Origin of the sequence: Ensifer sp. ENS07, from assembly GCF_014852185.1 — a bacterium.
GTDB classification, from domain to species: Bacteria; Pseudomonadota; Alphaproteobacteria; order Rhizobiales; family Rhizobiaceae; genus Ensifer; species Ensifer adhaerens.
Genome location: NZ_JACVBE010000004.1, coordinates 153300 through 173218 on the forward strand (window position 1 = coordinate 153300; position 19919 = coordinate 173218).

General features: G+C 63.4%; 21 protein-coding genes and 1 tRNA gene. 11 read left to right on the plus strand and 11 right to left on the minus strand.

Annotated elements, in window-relative coordinates:
• The first annotated feature begins 241 nt into the window (after positions 1 to 241).
• Positions 242 to 583: a DUF6665 family protein gene (locus tag IB277_RS15625; RefSeq protein WP_060608536.1), complete on the plus strand. Its 342-nt coding sequence runs from the start codon at positions 242 to 244 to the stop codon at positions 581 to 583.
• Here IB277_RS15625 and IB277_RS15630 read toward each other — a convergent pair.
• Complete coding sequence (locus tag IB277_RS15630; RefSeq protein WP_110818564.1) at positions 572 to 1327, minus strand: hypothetical protein; 756 nt, start codon at positions 1325 to 1327, stop codon at positions 572 to 574. The genes IB277_RS15625 and IB277_RS15630 overlap by 12 nt on opposite strands.
• Before the next feature lie 233 nt (positions 1328 to 1560).
• Positions 1561 to 2088 (minus strand): BA14K family protein, encoded by a 528-nt coding sequence (locus IB277_RS15635; RefSeq protein ID WP_034805252.1) that lies wholly within the window; start codon positions 2086 to 2088, stop codon positions 1561 to 1563.
• A 223-nt stretch (positions 2089 to 2311) separates the two neighbouring features.
• Between IB277_RS15635 and IB277_RS15640 the strand changes: the two genes are divergently transcribed.
• The 3 genes from IB277_RS15640 to IB277_RS15650 all read left to right on the plus strand — a co-directional run bounded on the left by IB277_RS15640 (position 2312) and on the right by IB277_RS15650 (position 5129).
• Complete coding sequence (locus IB277_RS15640) at positions 2312 to 3739, plus strand: phosphomannomutase (protein WP_110818594.1); 1428 nt, start codon at positions 2312 to 2314, stop codon at positions 3737 to 3739.
• 77 nt (positions 3740 to 3816) lie between these two features.
• A tRNA-Leu gene (locus tag IB277_RS15645) sits at positions 3817 to 3903 on the plus strand.
• A gap of 278 nt (positions 3904 to 4181) precedes the next feature.
• Complete coding sequence (locus IB277_RS15650; RefSeq protein ID WP_029742396.1) at positions 4182 to 5129, plus strand: adenylate/guanylate cyclase domain-containing protein; 948 nt, start codon at positions 4182 to 4184, stop codon at positions 5127 to 5129.
• Between the two features lie 3 nt (positions 5130 to 5132).
• On the opposite strand, the gene IB277_RS15655 is transcribed toward IB277_RS15650, so the two are convergent.
• The 3 genes from IB277_RS15655 to IB277_RS15665 form a co-directional block, all read right to left on the minus strand.
• Entirely contained in the window at positions 5133 to 7139 is a 2007-nt protein-coding gene (locus tag IB277_RS15655; protein ID WP_110818563.1) for an adenylate/guanylate cyclase domain-containing protein, read from the minus strand.
• A gap of 149 nt (positions 7140 to 7288) precedes the next feature.
• Positions 7289 to 8317, minus strand: coding sequence for a hydroxyacid dehydrogenase (locus IB277_RS15660; RefSeq protein WP_090296233.1), 1029 nt, complete (start codon positions 8315 to 8317; stop codon positions 7289 to 7291).
• Positions 8318 to 8526: 209 nt separating this feature from the next.
• Entirely contained in the window at positions 8527 to 8838 is a 312-nt protein-coding gene (locus IB277_RS15665) for a hypothetical protein (RefSeq protein ID WP_029742399.1), read from the minus strand.
• Between the two features lie 107 nt (positions 8839 to 8945).
• Here IB277_RS15665 and IB277_RS15670 point away from each other — a divergent pair, with 107 nt between their 5' ends.
• A complete protein-coding gene (locus IB277_RS15670; RefSeq protein WP_090296238.1) occupies positions 8946 to 9572 on the plus strand; it encodes a ribonuclease D in 627 nt (208 codons plus the stop codon).
• A 14-nt stretch (positions 9573 to 9586) separates the two neighbouring features.
• Here IB277_RS15670 and IB277_RS15675 read toward each other — a convergent pair whose 3' ends face one another.
• Together IB277_RS15675 and IB277_RS15680 are read right to left on the minus strand one after the other, a co-directional pair.
• Entirely contained in the window at positions 9587 to 9931 is a 345-nt protein-coding gene (locus tag IB277_RS15675) for a YqaA family protein (RefSeq protein WP_090296415.1), read from the minus strand.
• 83 nt (positions 9932 to 10014) lie between these two features.
• Positions 10015 to 10296 (minus strand): SelT/SelW/SelH family protein, encoded by a 282-nt coding sequence (locus IB277_RS15680; protein ID WP_090296241.1) that lies wholly within the window; start codon positions 10294 to 10296, stop codon positions 10015 to 10017.
• A 214-nt stretch (positions 10297 to 10510) separates the two neighbouring features.
• Here IB277_RS15680 and IB277_RS15685 point away from each other — a divergent pair, with 214 nt between their 5' ends.
• Positions 10511 to 10966, plus strand: a complete 456-nt coding sequence (locus IB277_RS15685; protein WP_029742404.1) for a DoxX family protein — start codon at positions 10511 to 10513, stop codon at positions 10964 to 10966.
• 95 nt (positions 10967 to 11061) lie between these two features.
• On the opposite strand, the gene rnk is transcribed toward IB277_RS15685, so the two are convergent.
• Positions 11062 to 11466: a nucleoside diphosphate kinase regulator gene (gene rnk / locus IB277_RS15690; protein ID WP_090296243.1), complete on the minus strand. Its 405-nt coding sequence runs from the start codon at positions 11464 to 11466 to the stop codon at positions 11062 to 11064.
• Positions 11467 to 11820: 354 nt separating this feature from the next.
• On the opposite strand from rnk, the gene IB277_RS15695 reads away from it, so the two are divergent.
• Genes IB277_RS15695 through IB277_RS15710 form a run of 4 tightly spaced genes read left to right on the plus strand, consistent with a single transcriptional unit; the run spans position 11821 to position 14150 of the window.
• On the plus strand, positions 11821 to 12576 hold the full coding sequence (locus IB277_RS15695; RefSeq protein ID WP_090296418.1) for a type 1 glutamine amidotransferase: 756 nt from the start codon (positions 11821 to 11823) through the stop codon (positions 12574 to 12576).
• A complete protein-coding gene (locus IB277_RS15700) occupies positions 12573 to 13052 on the plus strand; it encodes a GFA family protein (RefSeq protein WP_090296246.1) in 480 nt (159 codons plus the stop codon). Before IB277_RS15695 ends, IB277_RS15700 begins: the two co-directional genes overlap by 4 nt.
• Positions 13049 to 13612 carry a sugar O-acetyltransferase gene (locus IB277_RS15705; RefSeq protein ID WP_060580583.1) on the plus strand — a complete coding sequence of 188 codons (564 nt, stop codon included), beginning with the start codon at positions 13049 to 13051 and terminating at the stop codon, positions 13610 to 13612. Before IB277_RS15700 ends, IB277_RS15705 begins: the two co-directional genes overlap by 4 nt.
• Positions 13613 to 13637: 25 nt before the next feature.
• On the plus strand, positions 13638 to 14150 hold the full coding sequence (locus tag IB277_RS15710) for a GNAT family N-acetyltransferase (RefSeq protein WP_234824394.1): 513 nt from the start codon (positions 13638 to 13640) through the stop codon (positions 14148 to 14150).
• A 191-nt stretch (positions 14151 to 14341) separates the two neighbouring features.
• On the opposite strand, the gene IB277_RS15715 is transcribed toward IB277_RS15710, so the two are convergent.
• Entirely contained in the window at positions 14342 to 14956 is a 615-nt protein-coding gene (locus IB277_RS15715; RefSeq protein WP_060608511.1) for a TetR/AcrR family transcriptional regulator, read from the minus strand.
• Between the two features lie 130 nt (positions 14957 to 15086).
• Between IB277_RS15715 and IB277_RS15720 the strand changes: the two genes are divergently transcribed.
• The gene (locus IB277_RS15720; protein WP_110818562.1) at positions 15087 to 16553 is read left to right on the plus strand and encodes an MFS transporter; all 1467 of its coding nucleotides are present in this window, start codon (positions 15087 to 15089) and stop codon (positions 16551 to 16553) included.
• Positions 16554 to 16729: 176 nt separating this feature from the next.
• Here IB277_RS15720 and lepA read toward each other — a convergent pair whose 3' ends face one another.
• The gene (gene lepA / locus IB277_RS15725) at positions 16730 to 18556 is read right to left on the minus strand and encodes a translation elongation factor 4 (RefSeq protein ID WP_370689543.1); all 1827 of its coding nucleotides are present in this window, start codon (positions 18554 to 18556) and stop codon (positions 16730 to 16732) included.
• A 70-nt stretch (positions 18557 to 18626) separates the two neighbouring features.
• A complete protein-coding gene (locus tag IB277_RS15730; protein ID WP_029742415.1) occupies positions 18627 to 19868 on the minus strand; it encodes an MFS transporter in 1242 nt (413 codons plus the stop codon).
• Positions 19869 to 19919: the final 51 nt, after the last annotated feature.

Here is a 19919-nt window from a genome sequence, read left to right on the forward strand (position 1 = left end):
TGTTCATGACTTGCGGGTTGGCGCCTCATGCGCGTCGTGGCGAATGGCCAGACAGCCGCGGCTCGGCCGCGGATAGGAGAATCGGCATGATGGTTTGAGGTTAGGGCAAAGAGGTTTATGAATTCTTAACCATGTTTCGGCTTCCGGCATGTCGCGACCCAGCTTGCGGACGGGTCTGCAAGGCCTATCTTTAAGGGAGCCGCTCTGCAGGCTCGAATGGTGTCTGTGCCAGGAGTTTCGGATGACAGTCCGTCCCCCAAAAGCCCTAAGCCCGAACTTCTCGACGGCCGGCGCCTTCAACGTGCTCGAATACGAATTGATGTCCGAGCGCGCCGATGCGCTTGGCCGGCATGGCCTCAAGGTCGAAAAGGCGCTTGCAGCGCTTGCGGCATTGAAGGGAGATGTGGCGAGGGATCTACGCGAGCGGGTGCTCGACGAGGCGGCCGATGCCGTATGGGCCTTCCTCATTCAGCGGGAGATTTGCGGCCTGCGTGACAGCCGCGATGTGGTTCGCCGCTATGGCATACCCAAGGAGGTCATGGCGCGGCTCGGCATCGTGCGCCGAAAGCCGTCAGAGGCTTAGCGCAGCGAGCCTATAGAGGCCGTTGTCGTCGAAGCGCAGAAAGGGGCCGGCTGCCGTGCGTTGGTCGGCGATATCTTCCATCTCGTCCTTGAGCTGGAGCGCCCGCAGATGCTGCTCCTCTTCGTCGAGCGACAGCTTGTCGGTTCTGCGCGTCGGGTCACCGCGCAGGCTGTTGAGCTGGGCTTCCTCGGTCGACGCAGGCTCCGTCGCGCTCTTCAGGCGGTCGACGGCATTTGCGGCTTGTGCAACGCTTTGAGGTCCCTTGTCGCTCGTTTCGCCGAGCGCAACCTTCAGTGCGTCGTTTTCCGGACCGCCGGGGTTCTTGAGCGCCTCGACCAGCTCCGTAAGCGATAGTCCGAGCTTGTCGAGCCCCAGTTCTTCCTCGATTTTCGCAATGGCGGGCGATTCCAGCTGCTTCAGCTGGTTCTCGATTTCCCTTGCAAAGGCGGAATCGGACTTGAACGTTTCGCGCTCGATGTCGAAAAATTTTCCGACCTCACGGATGAGCACGGCGCGGTTGTTGTTGGCGTCGTTGCGAGCATGATCGAAGAAGTAGCCGTTGATCTTCTCGTTGGCGGCCTTTTGAGCGCCATCGGGCTCGACCTGCGCCCTAAGGAGCCGGTCGTCCTTTGTGCTCTTGGCCTTTTCTTCTTCCTCCGTCTGCCGCTTTTCGATGTCCTTGAGGATCGAGCCGACCAGATTGGTCGTCGCGGTGGCGGCAGATTGCTGGGTCGGAAGCAGCATGATTCATCCTGGCAGCACAGTGGATCGTTTTGAAACGGTAGGCTCTTGCAGTTAATGCCGGTTTAACTGGCGCTGCCGAGATGTTGGGGCACGCAAGCGCCGGTGATGGCGCGCAAAACTTCCAACTCCCGCTAATGCGGGGCGGAGAGAAGGTGCGCAGGCGGTACGGCCAGGCCGCGCCCCAATCAGGGCGCTAGAGCGTTTCTCGTGCGTTCATGCGGACGCGCCGCGCTCTAGCGATAGGGCGAATAGCAGACCTTGTAAGCGCCGCCGTAGCTCAAGAACCGGTTGGTTGCCGGATTGTAGGAACGGTAGCGCGACAGGCACCAGCTGACATGGGCGTTGCCGCCACCGACATACCGATCGCGATAGTAGTAGTTGCCGCCGTAGTAACGGCGGGGATAATAGCCGCGATTGTAGCCGTAGCGGGGATAGTAGCCGTAGCGGGGGTAGTATCCGCCGCCATAGTAACCGCCGCCGTAGTATCCGCCCGAGCCGAAGTAGAGGGTCAGGCCGGAGCCGCCATAGTAGGGGCTACCCCATCCGCGTCTGTAATAGGGGCCTCCCCAACCGCCTCGCCAGCCGTATCCGCCATATCCGCCGTAACGGCGGTGGTAATACTGCACATTCTGGACGTCGCCTTGTGCCTTGATCTGAAGGTCGGGCGCCTGAAGCGGCATCGCCTGCACAGGTCCGACGGGGGTGATCAGGGAGGCGGCGGCCAAGCTGCAGCCGATAACGAAATTGCGAAATCCCGTCATTTTGTCCTCGCTTTCGGAAAGCACTGCCTTCCGGTTGTGTCCCTGCCTGTATTACGTTTGCATTTCTTGGTTTATTCATGGCAATGGGCAGGGAGCGTGCAGAAGGGAGCCTCGGAGCTCCGGCCTTTGGCCAACTTGCCCGGAAAGCGCTTGTCCCGCGTGCGCGCCGTTTTGTTTTTGTCCCTTTTTCGCCCGGCAACGGGCAGCGGAGAATGCGATGCAGTTGAAGTTTGGTACCAGCGGCCTGCGTGGCCTTTCAGAGGAACTGAAGGGTGAGCCTTCGGCCCGCTACGCGACCGCGTTTGCGCGCTATCTTCTGACGTCCGGGCGCAGCCAGCCGGGTGACCCGATCGTGATCGCCCGCGACTTTCGCGATTCGAGCCCGGAAATCGCGGCAGTCTGTGCCTCGGCACTCGCGCGCGAAGGACTGCGCGTCTTCGATTGCGGCACGGTGCCGACGCCGGCGCTTGCGCTTTATGGCCGCGAATGCGGAGCGGCCGGTCTGATGATCACCGGCTCCCATATCCCGGCTGATCGGAACGGCATCAAGTTTTATCGGCCGGATGGCGAAATCGACAAGGAAGATGAAGTCGCCATCAGCCGGATTGCCGATGAAATCGCCGGGCAGATCGAGCCGGTCGCCAATCAGGGCATTGGTGAGGACCATGCGTCCCGCGCATCCTCGCTCTTCATCGAGCGAAACCGGCAGTTGTTGCCCGCCGGCGCGCTCGCCGGCCTCAAGGTCGGCGTCTACCAGCACAGCACCGCCGCGCGGGATCTTCTCGCCGATCTGATCGCCTTCTTTGGCGCCGAGGTCGTCGCCCTCGGACGTTCGGAACACTTTATCCCCGTCGATACCGAAGCGGTGTCCACCGACACGATCGAACGCCTTCAGGAATGGGCCCGCGAACACCGGCTCGATGCGATTGTATCGGCGGACGGCGACGGCGACCGGCCGCTGGTCGCGGACGAGAACGGCTTGCCGCTGCGCGGCGATCTCCTCGGGCTGATTGCCTGCGGCTTCCTCGGTGCTACGCTTGTCGTCACGCCGGTCACCTCGAATTCGGGCCTGGAGCGCAGGGAAGGGCTCTCCGTGCTGCGCACCCGCGTCGGGTCGCCCTTCGTGATCGCCGGAATGCAGGAGGCCCTGGACGAGGGGTCGACCAAGGTCGCCGGCTTCGAGGCCAATGGCGGCACGCTGACGGCCAGCCCCTTCGTCGTCAACGACGCAACCCTCCAGCCGCTGCCCACCCGCGACTGCGTCCTGCCGATCGTCGCCGCACTGGCTGCGGCGGCAGAGGCCAAACTCTCGCTGTCGGTGCTGGCCGCCTCCTATCGGCTTCCTGTGGCGCTCAGCGACCGGCTCGAAAATTTCCCGGTCGAAACCAGCGCCCGGCTGATGGCCTATTTGCGCGGCGGCAACGAAAATCTCGCGGCATTCCTGGCGCCGATCGGCCGGCCGGTCGCCGTCAGCGATATCGACGGGCTGCGGGTGACGCTTGACGACGGTCGCATCGTTCACTTCCGCCCCTCCGGAAATGCACCGGAGATGCGTTGCTATGTCGAGGCGGACACGGCCGAGGCGGCCGAGGGACTGCTGTCGAGCGGCCTATCCACAATCCGGCATTGGGCAAAAACCGCCTCGAACTGAGTTTTTTGTCCTCCGACACGAAAACTTCAAAAAGCCTGTTGACACTTCGACTCGAGCCTTTTACACACCCGCTCGTCGCCCAGATGGCGGAATTGGTAGACGCGCCAGCTTCAGGTGCTGGTACTCGAAAGGGTGTGGAGGTTCGAGTCCTCTTCTGGGCACCAAATTCCCAAACCAAATCTTTGATTTGGTTTTGAAAAACCCCGGTTCGCCGGGGTTTTTTCGTTTCTGGCGTTTGGCCGGATTCCGTGGCGATTTCCTGCCTTCCGACCCTCGCTCTTCGACCAGGATGGTTGCATGCCCAGGATATTTTCGCGTGGTGCGCCTTGAAGCTTGGGCCGGCAGCATTGATATTCTATCGGCTATGAAGGGCAGGCTTTCCGCGTGAGGGCGGTCCCATGTTATCGTCCGCCGGGGCGGCGGCTTTGAGAAGGACGAAGCGATGTCTGAGACACGTCGCAAGCTGACGACCATATTCTCTGCGGACGTCCAGGACTACACGCGGCTGATGCGCGCCGACGAGGAGGGCACGCTCGCCACGTTGAAGCGCCATCGCGATGCCATGGGAAGGCTCATCGAGGCGCATGAGGGCCGTGTCGTCAACACCTGGGGTGATGGACTGATCGCCGAGTTTCCGAGCGTCGTGGAAGCGCTGCGCACCGCGATCGACGTGCAGAACGAACTCGCCGGCTGCAACGAGAAATGCGCGGCCGACGAGCAGATGCTGTTTCGCATCGGCATCAATCTCGGCGACGTGATCGCCGAGGGCGACGATCTCTACGGCGACGGCGTCAATGTTGCAGCCAGGCTGCAGGCGTCCGCGCCGGCTGGCGGCATCGTCATCTCCAATACCGTGTACGACCAGGTGCGCAACAAGGTCGCCGTCGGTTTCGATTTTCTGGGGCCTCTTGAGGTCAAGAACATCGATGGCGGTGTGCCGAGCTATGCCGTGCGCATCGGCGCGGACGATCCCCGTCCGACCTTTGCCGCAGAGACCTTCGGCCGCCGTGCTGAAGCAGCCGCTGCCGAGGCGGCCAAGCCGCGTCCGGAGCCGGTGGGCGTGATTGCGGCAATCAGGAGCGGATCGCTCCCGGTTCTCTACATCGTTGCCGCTGGCTTGGTCGCTCTCAACCTGTTGACCTGGAACGGAACCTTCTGGTCCGTCTGGCCGCTGCTTGGCCTCGCCATCCTTGCCGGCCTTGCCTGGATCAAGACCAACCCGTGGGTGGACCGCAGCATCGGCATACTGGTGCTCTCGGGATTGGTGCTTCTCACCATCAATCTCTTGACCTGGCGCGGCGTCTTCTGGGCCGTCTGGCCACTGCTCGCCTTCGCCGTGGTCGGCGGCATTCGCTGGGTCACCCGGCAGAACCGCCGCCTCGGCTCCTGACGTCTATTCGCGGCTTTCGGAGCCGGCCGACAAGTTGTCGTGTGTCTTCGGGCCGTCATCGAGGGCTTCCGGCTCTTTCGGCTCCGCGCCCAGCACTTCGTAAATCTCCAGGGTCGAGGCCCGGCCCTTGGCCTGCGCTGTGCCGAGCGGCCGGAAGTGGATCGTGCCACCCGTATGGGCAACGACCGCGCCGCTCGCCATGATCATCGTGCCGTAGTTCTTGTTCATGCCCTCGAGGCGCGAGGCGACGTTCACCGTGTCGCCCATGGCGGTATATTGCAGCCGCTCCTTGGCGCCGACATTGCCGACGACGGCGGTGCCGGTGTGAATGCCGAAGCGTGTGCGGAACTCCGGCAGTCCTTTCTTGCGCTGTGCTTCGTTGAAGATGCTGAGGCGCTGCTGGACCGCGAGCGCGCACCGACAGGCATTCTCGGCGTGTTTGTCGTCCGGTGCCGGGGCGTTCCACATGGCAAAGACCGAATCGCCGAGGAACTGGATGATCGTGCCGTCGTGCTCGCCGACCGTCTCGCTGAAGATATCGAAATACTCCGACAGCATCGCCACCACCTCCTCGGGCGAATGCCGTTCGCTGAGCGTGGTGAAATCGTAGATGTCGGTGAAGAGCGCGGTGACTTCCTGACGCCAGGCGGAGCGGCCGCTGAAATGGCCGGATTCGATGCCCTTGCGCACCAGTTCCTTCGGCACATAGAGCGCAAAGGTGAAGATTGCATCGCGGGCCCGGTTCATGGCGCCGCCGAGGGTCGAGATTTCGCTGACATGCGAGGAAACATCGATCGGGGTGGTGAAGTCGAGGTCCTGCAGCCGGTTGGCGCTGGCGGTCAGCTGGTTGAGCCCCTTGGTAATCAGATGCGCCAGCACCAGCGAGGCGAGTACCGCCAAGGCTACCACGGCCCCGGAAATCGCCAGCCCCTGAACGAGCGTCTTGTTGGCGTCCGCCATCAATTCGTCGAGCGGTGCGGCCACCACGGCGCGGTTGCCGGAGAGAAGCAGCGCGGATTCGAGCGGCGTTACCATGACGAGGTAGGTGCGGTCCCCGACTTGGACGAAGTCGGCCTTGCCGGGCGCTGGTGGATGTTGGCGGATGCTCTGGATCAGCGGGTCGCTGTCGGCCTGCACGATCGGGGCGTCCTTATCCTTGGCAGCCATGATGCGTCGCATCATCACCCGGTCGGAATGGATGATCGGCCGGCCGACGGCATCGAGGATGAAGGACACCGAACCAGCAGTCAGCCGTTCGCGGGCGAGGAAGTCGGTGATCGTATCGAGCACGACATCGGCGCCGATGACGATCTGCGGATTGCCGCGATGCGCCTGCGAGATGGTCATGCCCAGTGTTTCGGTGGTGGCGCTTTCATAGGGTCCAGTCGAGACCGCGGCCTTGCCGTTGACGGCCGCGCGATACCAGGGTCGCGTGCGCGGGTCGAAGCTCGATGGCGGTAGCCGCCGTTCGGAGAATTGCGTGCCGTCCTTGTCGACGAAGAGAACGCGCTGGAGCGGCTTGCCGTTTGAGTCCCTTTCCATCGAGCGCACCGCAATGGCGGCGCCACGGGGCGCGTCGAGCGCCATGCGCCAGGCAACCTGCTTGAGGTCGACGACCTGAAAGAAGGCGCCGTTGGGGTAGCCGACATAGACCCCATCGATGTGCGGCGAGCGGGTGATGCCTTCACGAAGCACCGCCACCTTGTCGTTCATGCGCTCAGGCGGGGGCACGAGGAAGGAATTGGCGACGGAGGAGACGAGATTGACGAGGGCGGAAGTGTCGCCCGAGAGCACGCCCAGCCGGTCGACAAGGCGGTTCATGAAGCCGCGCATGTTGGCCTCGGCATCAGCGATCGCGGCGTTGCGCGAGCGATGGTAGTCGAGCCCGACAAGCGTCGCGGAAACGACGATCAGCATGGCGACCATGACGAGGCTGAACAGCGATCGCAGCGAACTGTTCCAGCCATCGCGTGCTTTGCCTTGTCGAGCGCCGGGCGCCGTGTCTACCATCGCGTTTCTCTGATTCCGTAACGATGCCTCGGCGACGACCTTAACGTGCAAGGTTGATCGCATGTGCAAGAAAAGTTAAATGCGAATCCCATAAAACACGTTAATCGGCGGGATGCACGATCCCGCCGAGATCCGCAGCGAAAAATGTCTCAGTTCACCGTTACCGGCTTCGAGCGCATGCGCGCGACGGTTTCGCGCTCGGCACGCTTGCAGCGCATCGGTGGCAGGCCGCGATCCATCAGGTCCATGTCTTCGAGCACCATGTCGCCCATCTTCTTGAAGGCGCTGTCGAGCGCGCCGGCGCGGTGCGCCGAACGCAGGAAGCCCGGCATGCGGCGAACGGGATGGTCGAGCGGCAGGGGCTCCTCCGGAAAGACGTCGCTCGCCGCCACGATATGGCCGCTTGCGACCGCGGCCATCAGCGCCTCGAAATCGACGACGCCGGCGCGACTGAGGAGAATGAAGGCGGCACCCGGACGCATGCGGGCAAACGCCTTCTCGCCAAGGAAGCCTTCGTTCTCGCTGGTAACGGAAGCAACGACGAAGACGAAGTCGCTTTCGCCCAGCACGGTCTCGAGCGAAGCCGGTTCAACGCCATTGTCCCGCAGGATCGAGGCCGGCATCCAGGGGTCGAAGACGCGGATTTTCGCCCGGAAGCCGGAGAGCAAGCGGTTCAGGGCCTTGCCGAGATCGCCGAAGCCGATGATGCCGATCTCGGAGCCGGAAAGCAGGCGCGCCGAACGGTTGCCATCGCCACCCCAGAGTTCGCGGCCTTCACGGAAGGAAAGGTCGGCGTCGACGACGCCGCGGGCGATGTTGAGCGCCATGGCGAGGCCGAGTTCCGCCACCGGCTCGGCAAAGACCTGCCCGGTGGTCACCACATGGATGCCGCGCTCGAACAGCACCTCATAGGGCATGTTGTTGATCAGGTTGCTTTCGACGTTGAGGATCGCTTTCAGCTGGCTCATGCGCCTGAGGGTGGCGTGGTCGAGCGGGGGCTGGCCGATGATGTAGTGGGCGTTGCCGAGCACGTCGTCGCCAAGGCCGGCGATATCCTCCGGGTCCGCTTCGACGATGCGGTAGCGGCGATGCAGGTCCTTGAGGGTTTCCGGTGTGAAGATGAGATCGAGCGTGCGTGGTGCGGGTGCACTGATGGCAAGCGGCCGGTTGTCGGGCATGGTTCCTCCCACTGCAGGTTTCCTTTGATCGGGTCGATCGAAGGATAAAAACATGCAGCACCTCAAAGCGCTACCGTGACCTTTGCGCGGCGCTGAGACGGAGGACGCCCATGCTCTGGCCGTGAGGCTAGGAACCGTTCCGCCGCTTGCCAAGCGGCGTGGCGGTCCCGATGCTGTCTTCGCACGAGGATTGCTTGTCGTGTTTTTGCTTAGTAGCCGAGACCACGCTTCTGCCGATAGAGCGAAGGCGGCAGGTCGCTGCCCTGGAAGACCGGCCCGTCGCCACGGCGGCAGTTGTAGATCGTGTCGTAGATGGGGCCGCCGCGGGCCGACGATTCGAACGGATAGTTTCGGTCGACAAAGGTCTGCTCGCATACGGTTTGGTCGCCACCACCATTCAACGGATCCATCTGGCGCACGCCCGGCAGGTCCCGATAGGTCTGCGCCGGTGCCGGCATGGCCGTCAGCCCGATCGCCAGCGCGAGCGTGGAGAGAGCGAGGGCGGGTTGAAAAGACGTCATCGTCAGGACTTTCAAAGGGCAGCCGGCGGGCGGAACGTGACTACGGTATCGCCGACGCCAAACTTGCGCTATAGGCCACACCACTTCGTTTGATCTGGGGATTTTCGATGGCGAATGCAATACGGTTCCATGAAGGCGATATCTCCGCAACCGACGCCGACCGTTATCGAGGCGCAATCGCGATCGACACGGAAACGCTCGGCCTCATCCCCCGCCGTGATCGCCTTTGCGTGGTGCAGCTGTCTCCGGGCGACGGTACGGCCGACGTGATCCGCATCGCAGCCGGCCAGAAGCAAGCGCCGAACCTCGTCGCCATGCTTGCCGATCCGGCCCGCCAGAAGATCTTCCATTTCGGCCGCTTCGATATCGCCGTCCTCTTCCATACCTTCGGGGTGACGACGACGCCGGTCTTCTGCACCAAGATCGCCTCGCGGCTGACCCGCACTTACACCGATCGCCACGGCCTCAAGGACAACCTCAAGGAAATGCTCGACGTCGACATTTCCAAGCAGCAGCAGTCGTCCGACTGGGCAGCAGAGACCCTGTCGCAGGCGCAGCTCGAATATGCCGCCTCCGACGTGCTGCACCTGCATGCGCTGCGCGACAAGCTGACGGCGCGCCTCATCCGCGATGGTCGCATCGAGCATGCCGAAGCCTGCTTCGCCTTCCTGCCGACGCGCTCCAAGCTTGACCTGCTTGGCTGGGACGAGACGGATATCTTCGCGCACAGCTGAGTTGTGCGGGGCTGTTATGGCGTCAGGTAAAGGACGACCGCATAACGTGCGGCCTTGCCGATGGTGACGAACAGCAGGAACAGCAGCAGCTTCATGCGCAGCAATCCGGCGACCAGCGTCAGTGGGTCGCCGATGACCGGCAGCCAGGAAAGAAGCAGCACCGGCTGGCCGTAGCGGGCAAAGAGCGCCTCTGCCTTTTGCCGATTGGTGGGCGAAACTGGAAACCACCGGCGCCCCTCGAAGCGGATCAGAAAACGCCCGAGCGCAAAATTGACGACGGCGCCGAGCACGTTGCCTGATGTCGCGGCGATGAAGAGGGCAGGGCGGCTCGTTTCGCCGTGCAGGGCGGCGGCCACGATCGCAGCTTCCGACATGCCGAAAAGCAACGTCGCCGACAGGAAGGCCGCGGAAAAGACGCCGGCAAGAATTCCGAAATCCAGGATCAGCTCCTGTCCGTATGACCGAGATCGCGCTCCGGCTCGATGATGTCGCGGATGCGCTGCTTCAGTTCCTTCGGCCCGGGGAAACCGCCGTCCCGCTTGCGCTCCCAGATGAGCGCGTCATCGACGCGGATCTCGAAATTGCCGCCGGTGCCGGGAATGAGCGCCACTTCGCCGAGCGACTGCCCGAACGTCTGCAGCAGTTCCTGCGCCATCCAGCCGGCGCGAAGCAGCCAGCTGCACTGGGTGCAGTAAAGGATGGTGATGCGCGGCTTCTGGTCCATCGGGTGTCTCGGATGTGCTTCGGGCGGCGACCATAGCGGTCGCCTCAGTTGGAAACAACTGCGTTCCGGGGCTCATGCTCACGCTGCGCTCACACGATTGTCAACCAATTTAGTCATGTTTTTATCGGCGGATAGCTTGCTTTGCGCTGTCGTCGCGGCGAGACAATGCGGCATTGCACAAATTGTCGCACCCAACCGCCGGAGAGGCCCCTTAATGACCGACGTCACCGTTTCCAGTTCCCGCCCGCGCGCCATCCTGCCGGCGCTGGAAAAGATCTATCTGCCGCTCAATACATCCGCCGAAACGCTGTTGCGTGTGCTCGCCGGCGCTCTGCTTGCGGTTCACGGTTTTGGCAAGATCACCAATCCCTTCGGCGCGATCGGCATGGTCGAGGGCCTCGGCTTCTATCCCGGCGTCTTCTGGTCGCCGCTGCTCGCCGCGACCGAATTCTTCGGCGGCATTTTGATCGCGATCGGTTTGTTGACGCGCCCGGCTGCCTTTGCCGGCATGATCGTTCTGCTCGTCACCGTCTACTTCCATGGCATCGTGCAGGGTGAGGGCCTCTTCGGCGCGGAGAAGTCGATCCTCTGGGCAGCGATCCTGTTCTTCTTCGCCATCCGCGGCGCCAACAGCCAGTCTGTCGACGCCAAGCTCGGCAAGCAGTTCTGATCGAATGAACGACGCTTAGAAGAACGGGGAGGCGGTGAAAACCGGCCTCCCCGTTTTCGTCTTGCAGCTGGTGAGGCTTTCGCCGTCGCGACCTCTCAGGCGCTTTCCTTCGCCGTCACGCTGCGAATGGTCATCCGGTGGACCTTGCCCGACCGGTCCTGCCAGTCGATCGACTGGCCGACGGAGAGCCCGATCAGCGCCGCGCCGACAGGGGTCAGCACAGAGATGCGGCCGGCCTCGATATCGGCCTCGCCGGGATAGACGAGCGTCACCTGCTTGGCAAAACCATTGTCGGCCTCGAAGGCGACGGTGGAGCCCATCTGCACGCTGTTGGCGGGCAGCGCGTCGGGCGCGCCGACCCGGGCGCGGTCGAGTTCAAAGAGCAGTGCCTCGGCCACATCAGGCACGCGCTCGAGCGCGGAGGAGGCGAGCGCCGTCAGCCGCTTGTGGTCTTCGGCATTGATGATGATCGGGGGAAGTTTCTTGCGGGTTGCCGCCATGATGGGACCTGACACGTTCAATCGAAGCGCACGACAGGGCGCAATCGAATAGGTTTTCTGGAGATTAGGCGCTCGTTCAGCCGCGCTCGGAAATTTCTTCTGCCGACGCGAAAGGCTCCCCTGACCCGGAGAGCGCAAGCGTCCGGGCTGGGGTCAGGTTCCTGCGATCGGGCACACCCGGAAGCAGCAATGAGAAGAAATCGTCGGCATCATCATGCCCCAAGGGTCGGAAAGTTCGCTCACGAAGTCAAGGCCCGCATGAACCCGTCCGCATCATCGCATCGCTATGTGACCTCTTGAACAGTGGCCGCGCTCGTGGTCAATCTCCACGGTCGATGCGAAGGGAATGCGATGATGCGGGTGCTGGTGGTTGAAAACATGGCGAAGACCGAGCTCGGCCAGGTCGGCACGGCGCTTCGCGAGGCAAAGGCCGAGATCGAGATCCGCCGCGCCTATCTCGGCGAGGCCGTTCCTGAAACACCGGAAGGATACGACGCACTGGTGGTGCTTGGCGGCGAGCAGAGCGCGCTCGACGATGCCGCCTATCCCTATCTGCCTGATCTTGTCGCGCTGATGCGCCGCTTCGGTGACAGCGGCCGTTCCGTGCTCGGCATCTGCCTCGGCAGCCAGCTTCTCGCCCGCGCCTATGGGGGCCGGAACCTGCTGGGCGAGGCCAAGGAGTTCGGTTGGTGCGAGGTGCAGGTGCGCGGCGAAGGCGCCGAGGACCCGGTCCTTTCCAGCGTCGGTGAGAGCTTCCCGATCTTCCAGTGGCACGGAGACACTTTCACGCTGCCTGAGGGGGCTGTCCATCTCGCCGAAAACGCCGTCACCCGACATCAGGCCTTCCGCGTCGGCCGCGCCGCCTACGGCACCCAATTCCACTTCGAGGCCGACACACACCTGGTCGAAGACTGGAACCGCGCTTTCCCGGACACCATCAAGCGGCTCGATCCCACTTGGCTTGCGCGCTATCGCGAACACGCCGCGCGCCACGGCCGCCAGGCGGATGCCGCGGGCCTGTCTCTTGCTCGCGCCTGGGTCGCGACGATCGTTCGCCATCAGGGCGGCGCGGTGAATGAGGAACCGGCGTTGGAGGAGGTTACCGGATGAGCGAGGCATTAAACGGCGGCTGCTTCTGCGGCAGGATCCGCTATCGGCTGAAGGCGGCGCCGATGTTCGTCAACTGCTGCCATTGCAGCGATTGCCAGCGCCAGGTCGGTAGCGCCTTCGTCGTCAACGGCGTGATCGAGCGCGACAATATCGAACTCATTGAGGGCGAGCCGGTCGTCGTGACGCTTCCGACGGACAGCGGCCGTTCGCATGATGTCTACCGCTGTGCCGAATGCCAGACGGCCCTCTGGAGCGACTACGGCCGGCGCGGCTGGCTTTCCTTCGTCCGGATCGCAAGCCTTGACCGCCCGTCGGACTTCCCGCCGGATGCGCATATCTTCACCCGCTCCAAGGTTGCTTGGCTGTCGCTCGAGGGCGGCGCACCGGCTTTCGAGATTTATTACGACATGAAGACGATGTGGCCGCCGGAAAGCCTGGCACGGCGCGAAGCCGCGGAAGCGAAAGCAAAAGCGTGACAGCCAGCGAACGCGACAAGATGGCAGCCGGAGAATGGTACTCCTGCCTCGTCGACGAACTCGAGGCACTTCGGATGACGGCACGCGTTGCTGTCCATCAGCACAACACCATGGCGCCGATCGAGCGTGGAAACATGGCGTCGGCGCTGCGGGTGCTGTTCGGTGCGGTCGCTGACGACGTCTTCATCGAGGCGCCGTTCCATTGCTCCTACGGCATCAACATCCACCTTGGCGCCCGCGTCTATCTCAATGCCAGCTGCACGATCCTCGACAGCGGCCGCGTGGCGATCGGGGCGGGGACGATGCTGGGGCCGAACGTGCAGATCTATTGCGCCGAGCACCACAGGGATGCCGTGCTTCGCGGCCAAGGCCTCGAAGTCGCCAAGCCGGTGACGATTGGTGCCGATGTCTGGATCGGCGGCGGCGCGATCATTCTCGGCGGTGTCACGATCGGGGATGGCGCGATCGTCGGTGCGGGCTCGGTGGTGACGAAGGACGTGGCGGCCGGCGCCGTGGTCGCCGGCAACCCGGCGCGGCCGCTCCGCCGCGCGTCGACGTAAGACGATTGGAGAAGGACGATTTTTGATGACGATTGAGATGAAGACGATCCACGTGCGCCCGGCGCGGCCAGAAGATGCACCTGCGTTGTGCGCTTTCCTCAACGAGATCATCGCGATCGGTGGCACCACGGCCCATCAGACGCCGTTCACGCCTGAGAGCTTCGTGGCGCACTATCTCGCCGGCCCGGGCTTCGTCAGCTGCTTCGTCGCCGAGGACGATGCGGGTGAGCCTTGCGCCTTCCAGGCGCTCGACCAGTGGGACGGCATACCGCAGGATTGGGCCGACATCGGCACGTTCTCGCGCCCCGACAACAAGGTGCCCGGCGCCGGCACGGCGCTCTTTAATGCCACTTGCGACTTCGCCCGCTCGATCGGCCTGAAAGCCCTCAACGCCACCATCCGTGCGGACAATGTCAGCGGGCTCAGCTATTACGGCAAGATGGGTTTCGTCGACTACAAGGTCGACAAGGCGGTGCCGCTGAAGGACGGGCAGTTGGTGGATCGCATTTCGAAGCGGTACGTGCTTGAGGACGGATGAGGCGAGCACTGCCGCTCTGGCAGCGCCACCCTCCCGGTCTTCATCCCCGGGCCCGAAGTTCAGTCCCGGGAGGCAGCTGACACCATAGGCTGGATCGGTCTTGCGGAGATCGGCCCCACGCCTTGGCGAGAGGCGTCGGCGATAAAAGAGCGCCGACGCTCGCAAAGGGCATCTCTTGAAAGCGTGCCGCTCTAACGGCCGCTTCTGTTCACCATGGCAATGATCGTCTCGTAAAGCTCGTCCTGAGCCTCGTCGGCGGTGATTTCGCCCGTCGCTGCAGCGTGGGACAAGCCATCGGCTGCGCCGAGCATTGCCCAGAAACCGGCCTGTGCGATGCCCCTCTGCCCGATGAACGGGCCCAGCACCTTTCGGCACTTTTCGATATAGACCAGCTGATAGTCCCGTTTGACGGCCGCAAGCTCGGGCGAGCCGGCGAGAGCCGCCAGCACGCCGGGCATCTCGCGACCCTGCGTGAGCACGCAGTCGACATAGGAGGCGGCAATCGTCCTGACTGTCGCTTCCAGCGTTGGGTCGCTCGCGGCGATGGCAGCGTCCATCACCACCGTCTGGCGCACATCAAAATCCTGGTAGAGCGCGGCGAGCAGTCCGTTGCGTGTTCCGAAATGATCATAGACGACCGGCTTGGCGACGGCCGCTTCCTCGGCCAGGCGCGGCAGCGTCAGCACATCGGTCCCTTCCTCGCGAACGAGCCTCCATGCGACGTCCAGCAGCTGGCGTAGCCGCTGCTCGCGGGTGAGGCGAACGCGTTTTGCGGTGACCGTGTCTCTTTCCATGGTGCTTGACATCACTATATACCAAAAGTAACTTACCTTAAGTATATAGAAGATATCACCCAACCGCAACCACCCGCCTGCCTGACGGCCGGCGGCCGAAGCGGCATGCCGACGCATGCCGTTTGCAAAGGATCCGTGCCCAATGACTGACGTCTCACTCCCTCACTCCCAAGGCCGAAGCGCATGGCTCGGCCTCATCGCCGTGCTGCCACTGGTCCTCATCGTGGCCATGGATGGCTCCATCCTCTATCTCGCCATGCCGCGCGTGACCTCGGCTCTCTTGCCCACCGCCGACCAGGCGCTCTGGATCCTCGATATCTACGGTTTCGTCGTCGGTTCGCTGCTGATTGCCTTCGGCAATATCGGCGATCGCTACGGGCGGTTGAAGCTGATCATGATCGGCGCGGTGATCTTCGGTGCAGGATCGCTCGGTGCGGCCTATGCGCAGTCGCCCATGGCGTTGATTGCTTCCCGGGCGCTGATGGGGCTCGGCGGCGCGACATTGCTGCCCTCGGGGCTGGCAATCGTCAGCGCGCTGTTTCCGGATCCGCGACTGCGGGCGCAGGCGATCGGCATCTTCGCCGCCACCTTTGCAGCCGGTTTCGCCATCGGTCCGGTTATCGGCGGCATCCTGTTGCAGCGGCTCGAGTGGGGCGTGGTGTTCCTGATCAACGTTCCCGTCGTGCTTGGCTTCCTGGTCGCTGCACCCATTCTGCTTCGCGAGGTGCGCTCCACGACCTATGGCCGCATTGACCTGCCAAGCCTTGTCCTGTCCTTTGCCGGTATCCTGCTCACCACCTATTCGCTGAAGACCGCGGCCGCCTACGGCTTCACGCCGCTGCAGACGCTCTCCGGGATCGTCGGCGTCCTCGCCATCGCGTTGTTTCTTCGCAGGCAAACGCGGATCGCCTATCCGCTGCTCGACCTCGGCCTGTTCCGGGACCGCATCTTTTCCATCGCCATTCTCACCGGCCTCCTGCCGCTGGTCGTCTGGTCCGCCGTCGGTTACCTCTCGGGCATCTATCTGCAATCGGTCCTCGGCTTCGATGTTTTTACCGCAGCACTTTTGACCTTGCCCGGCGCCGTCGTGCTGATGGCGACTTGTGTCGGGACAGCGCGCATCGTCGATGTGGTCGGCCGCAAGACGGCGCTTGTTGCGACGCATTTCCTGATCGCAGCCGGCCTCTTTCTGCTGCTCCTCACGAGCACCGAGGCGGGCGTGGCAGCGCTCATCGCCTCGACTGTGGTTGCGGGCATCGGCTACGGCCTCTCCTTCAGCCTCGTCGCCGAGATCGCCGTGTCGGCGGTGCCTGCCGAACGCGCCGGTGCCGCGGGCTCGATCGCCGAGACCAGCAACGAACTCGGAAATGCGCTCGGTATCACGCTTCTGGGTTCACTGGCGGCACTCAGCTTCCGGCTGCTCGGCCCCGGCGTGGCCGGCACGCTGAACGAAACCCTCGATCAGCCGGGCCTTGCTTCTGAAACGGTGCTGCAGGCCAAGGACGCCTTCCTCACCGGTCTTCACATCGCGGCCGGCGTCGGCGCACTGTCGCTGCTCGCATTGGGTATCATGGCCTGGCTCTGGCTGCCGAAGAAGCTGCCGGAGTAACCGTCGTGAGAGGTCACTGTGAGACGCCGTGGCCCAGAATAACGGAGTAGCTAGTCCGGGAAACCACGCCTGCGTGCGACCAATCTTGCTGCTCCAGCATCGCCTCACCTTCACAAACCAAAAAGGGCGACCCGAGGGCCGCCCTTTACAAACGTTGAAACATGCGGCGCTGCCGCTTACTCGTCGCCCATCTTGAGGGCGGCGATGAAGGCTTCCTGCGGGATCTCCACCTTGCCGAACTGGCGCATGCGCTTCTTGCCGGCCTTCTGCTTTTCGAGCAGCTTGCGCTTGCGGGTGGCGTCGCCGCCGTAGCACTTGGCGGTCACGTCCTTGCGCAGCGCCGAGATGGTTTCGCGGGCAATCACGTTGCCGCCGATGGCCGCCTGGATCGGGATCTTGAACATGTGCTTCGGGATCAGCTCCTTGAGCTTTTCGCACATTTCGCGGCCGCGCTTTTCGGCTGCCATCCGGTGCACCATCATCGACAGCGCATCGACCGGCTCGCCGTTGACGAGGATCGACATCTTCACAAGGTTGCCTTCCTTGTGCTCGGTGATCTGGTAGTCGAACGAGGCATAACCCTTGGAGATCGACTTCAGGCGGTCGTAGAAATCGAACACGACTTCGTTGAGCGGCAGGTCGTAGGTCAGCATCGCGCGGGTGCCGACATAGGTCAGCTCGATCTGGATGCCGCGGCGGTCCTGGCAGAGTTTGAGGATGCCGCCGAGATAGTCGTCGGGCGTCAGGATCGTCGCGCGGATCCACGGCTCGTGGATTTCTGCGATCTTGACGACGTCGGGCATGTCGGCCGGGTTGTGCAACTCGCGTTCCGAGCCGTCCGTCATGAACAGCTTGTAGACGACCGACGGGGCCGTCGCGATCAGGTCGAGGTCGAACTCGCGCTCGAGACGCTCCTGGATGATTTCGAGGTGCAGCAGACCGAGGAAGCCGCAACGGAAGCCGAAGCCGAGTGCTGCCGAGGATTCCATTTCGAACGAGAACGAGGCGTCGTTGAGGCGCAGCTTGCCCATCGCCGAGCGCAGGTCCTCGAAGTCGGCAGCATCGACCGGGAACAGGCCGCAGAAGACCACCGGCTGTGCCGGCTTGAAGCCCGGCAGCGCGGTTGCGGTCGGGCGCTTGTCCTCGGTGATGGTATCGCCGACGCGGGTGTCGGCCACTTCCTTGATCGAGGCGGTGATGAAACCGATCTCGCCGGGGCCGAGCGCATCCATCGCCACCATCTTCGGGGTCAGCACGCCGACACGTTCGATCGTGTACTTGGCGTCGGTGCCCATCATGCGGATGGTCATGCCCTTCTTGAGCGTGCCGTCGATGATGCGCACGAGAACCATGACGCCGAGATAGGTGTCGTACCAGCTGTCGACGAGCAGGGCCTTCAAGGGCGCCGCATCGCCGCCGTCGCTCTTCGGCGCCGGCAGCTTGGTGACGATCGCTTCGAGGACATCAGGGATGCCGAGGCCGGTCTTCGCCGAGATCAGCACGGCGTCGGACGCGTCGATGCCGATCACTTCCTCGATCTGCTCCTTGATGCGGTCCGGTTCGGCCGCCGGCAGGTCGATCTTGTTGAGCACGGTGACGAGTTCGTGGTTGTTGTCGATCGCCTGGTAGACGTTGGCGAGCGTCTGGGCTTCCACGCCCTGCGACGCGTCGACGACAAGCAGCGAGCCTTCGCAGGCCGAAAGCGAGCGCGAGACTTCGTAGGCGAAGTCGACGTGGCCGGGGGTGTCGATCAGGTTCAGCACATAGGTTTCGCCATCATTGGCCTTGTAGTGCAGGCGCACCGTCTGGGCCTTGATGGTGATGCCGCGCTCACGCTCGATATCCATGCTGTCGAGCACCTGCTCGGACATCTCGCGCTCGGCGAGGCCACCGGTGGACTGGATCAGCCGGTCAGCAAGCGTCGACTTGCCGTGGTCGATGTGGGCCACGATCGAGAAGTTGCGGATATGCGAAAGGGGCGTCTTCGAAGATGTTGTGCTCATGGGCCGCATATAGCAGTGCCTTCAACCGCCGCAAAGCGGGAAATGAAGGCTTCGTTCACTATAAATCGGCCTATTCGGCCCCCGCTTCCGCATCGACGAGCGCGCCGGCATTGGGCACCTGCGCGCTCCTGATCTCGAAGCTCTCGCGCTCGGCCGCCGGCACCTCATCACGTTTGCGCAACCTGAGCAGCACGAAGAAGGCATAAAGCGCGGCAACGGCCATCGCCGCATAGATGAACGTGCGCTGCCCGAACACCGGTGTCAGCAGCGTCACCAGCATCGGCACGACGGTCGCAGCAATCGACCAGGCGACCAGCATGGTGCTGGCAAGCGGTACGAAATCGGCGGGATCCGTGCGGTCGTTGGCATGCGCATTGGCGATCGAATAGACGGTCTCGACAGCACCTGCAAAGAGCGCGAAGACCAGCATCAGAAGGAGCAGATTGCTGAACGACGCCGAAAGCGCGAAGAAGCCGGCAGCAAGGATCAACAGGCACGTGCCGATCAACACCAGGCGCCGGTCGATCCGGTCCGACAATGTTCCCATCGGATACTGGATGGCGATGAGGCCGAATTGCATGACGAACATCAGATTGGCGACGTCGCTTTGACTGACATTGTTGGCGGCCGCATAGATCGGCGTGAAGCCCTGCACCACCATCGAAAGGCCGCCGGCGGCAAGCACGCCGATGAAGGCGACGGGGGAATTGCGCCAGACCATCGGGATGTCGATGCTCACTTTGGCCGGCGGCGGTGGCGTCGGCAGCCGCGTCAGCCCGATCGGCAAGAGCGCGAGCGCTGTGAAGAAGATGGTGACGAGCGGCGGCAGGTTGCCGTCGGCCGGGATCTGTCCGAACAGCCAGGCGCCGGTGCCGAGCCCGATGACATAGGCCATGTAGAACAGCGCCATCGCCTTGCCGCGCCAGTGGTTTTCGCTCGCATGGTTGAGCCAGCTTTGGGCGATGATGAAATTGGTGTTGCCGGATGCGCCATAAAGCCCGCGGGCCAGTACCCACAAGAGCGGATGCATGCCGAGCGCGATCGTCAGCGCCGAGAGGATGACGAGCGCCATCGAGCAGGAGAAGGCGCGCGCATGGCCGACACGACGGATCATCGGTCCGGCGATGACGCAGCCGATCAGCCCGCCGAAGGCGATCATCGTGACCGCAGCCCCTGGCACCCAGTCCGGCGCGTCCGAGCGCGTCAGCGCGAAGGGCACATAGGCGAGCATCATGCCGTTGCCGATCGCCACCGCCGTCATCGAGGCGACGATACTGGCGATCGAGGTCAGCGAGGAGGGCTGCTTTGTCATGTCCAACCTGTCGATGAGGCCGCCCGTGCGGGTGCGCTGGCGTGATGGATG

Bases quoted from the DNA above. Each gene is read 5' to 3' on its own strand.
- IB277_RS15630 (WP_110818564.1), bottom strand. From the start codon at position 1,327: ATGCTGCTTCCGACCCAGCAATCTGCCGCCACCGCGACGACCAATCTG.
- IB277_RS15655 (WP_110818563.1), bottom strand. From the start codon at position 7,139: ATGGTAGACACGGCGCCCGGCGCTCGACAAGGCAAAGCACGCGATGGC.
- lepA (WP_370689543.1), bottom strand. From the start codon at position 18,556: ATGAGCACAACATCTTCGAAGACGCCCCTTTCGCATATCCGCAACTTC.
- IB277_RS15680 (WP_090296241.1), bottom strand. From the start codon at position 10,296: ATGGACCAGAAGCCGCGCATCACCATCCTTTACTGCACCCAGTGCAGC.
- IB277_RS15660 (WP_090296233.1), bottom strand. From the start codon at position 8,317: ATGCCCGACAACCGGCCGCTTGCCATCAGTGCACCCGCACCACGCACG.
- IB277_RS15710 (WP_234824394.1), top strand. From the start codon at position 13,638: ATGACGATTGAGATGAAGACGATCCACGTGCGCCCGGCGCGGCCAGAA.
- IB277_RS15695 (WP_090296418.1), top strand. From the start codon at position 11,821: ATGCGGGTGCTGGTGGTTGAAAACATGGCGAAGACCGAGCTCGGCCAG.
- IB277_RS15670 (WP_090296238.1), top strand. From the start codon at position 8,946: ATGGCGAATGCAATACGGTTCCATGAAGGCGATATCTCCGCAACCGAC.
- rnk (WP_090296243.1), bottom strand. From the start codon at position 11,466: ATGGCGGCAACCCGCAAGAAACTTCCCCCGATCATCATCAATGCCGAA.
- IB277_RS15650 (WP_029742396.1), top strand. From the start codon at position 4,182: ATGTCTGAGACACGTCGCAAGCTGACGACCATATTCTCTGCGGACGTC.
- IB277_RS15685 (WP_029742404.1), top strand. From the start codon at position 10,511: ATGACCGACGTCACCGTTTCCAGTTCCCGCCCGCGCGCCATCCTGCCG.
- IB277_RS15715 (WP_060608511.1), bottom strand. From the start codon at position 14,956: ATGTCAAGCACCATGGAAAGAGACACGGTCACCGCAAAACGCGTTCGC.
- IB277_RS15665 (WP_029742399.1), bottom strand. From the start codon at position 8,838: ATGACGTCTTTTCAACCCGCCCTCGCTCTCTCCACGCTCGCGCTGGCG.
- IB277_RS15720 (WP_110818562.1), top strand. From the start codon at position 15,087: ATGACTGACGTCTCACTCCCTCACTCCCAAGGCCGAAGCGCATGGCTC.
- IB277_RS15625 (WP_060608536.1), top strand. From the start codon at position 242: ATGACAGTCCGTCCCCCAAAAGCCCTAAGCCCGAACTTCTCGACGGCC.
- IB277_RS15635 (WP_034805252.1), bottom strand. From the start codon at position 2,088: ATGACGGGATTTCGCAATTTCGTTATCGGCTGCAGCTTGGCCGCCGCC.
- IB277_RS15730 (WP_029742415.1), bottom strand. From the start codon at position 19,868: ATGACAAAGCAGCCCTCCTCGCTGACCTCGATCGCCAGTATCGTCGCC.
- IB277_RS15700 (WP_090296246.1), top strand. From the start codon at position 12,573: ATGAGCGAGGCATTAAACGGCGGCTGCTTCTGCGGCAGGATCCGCTAT.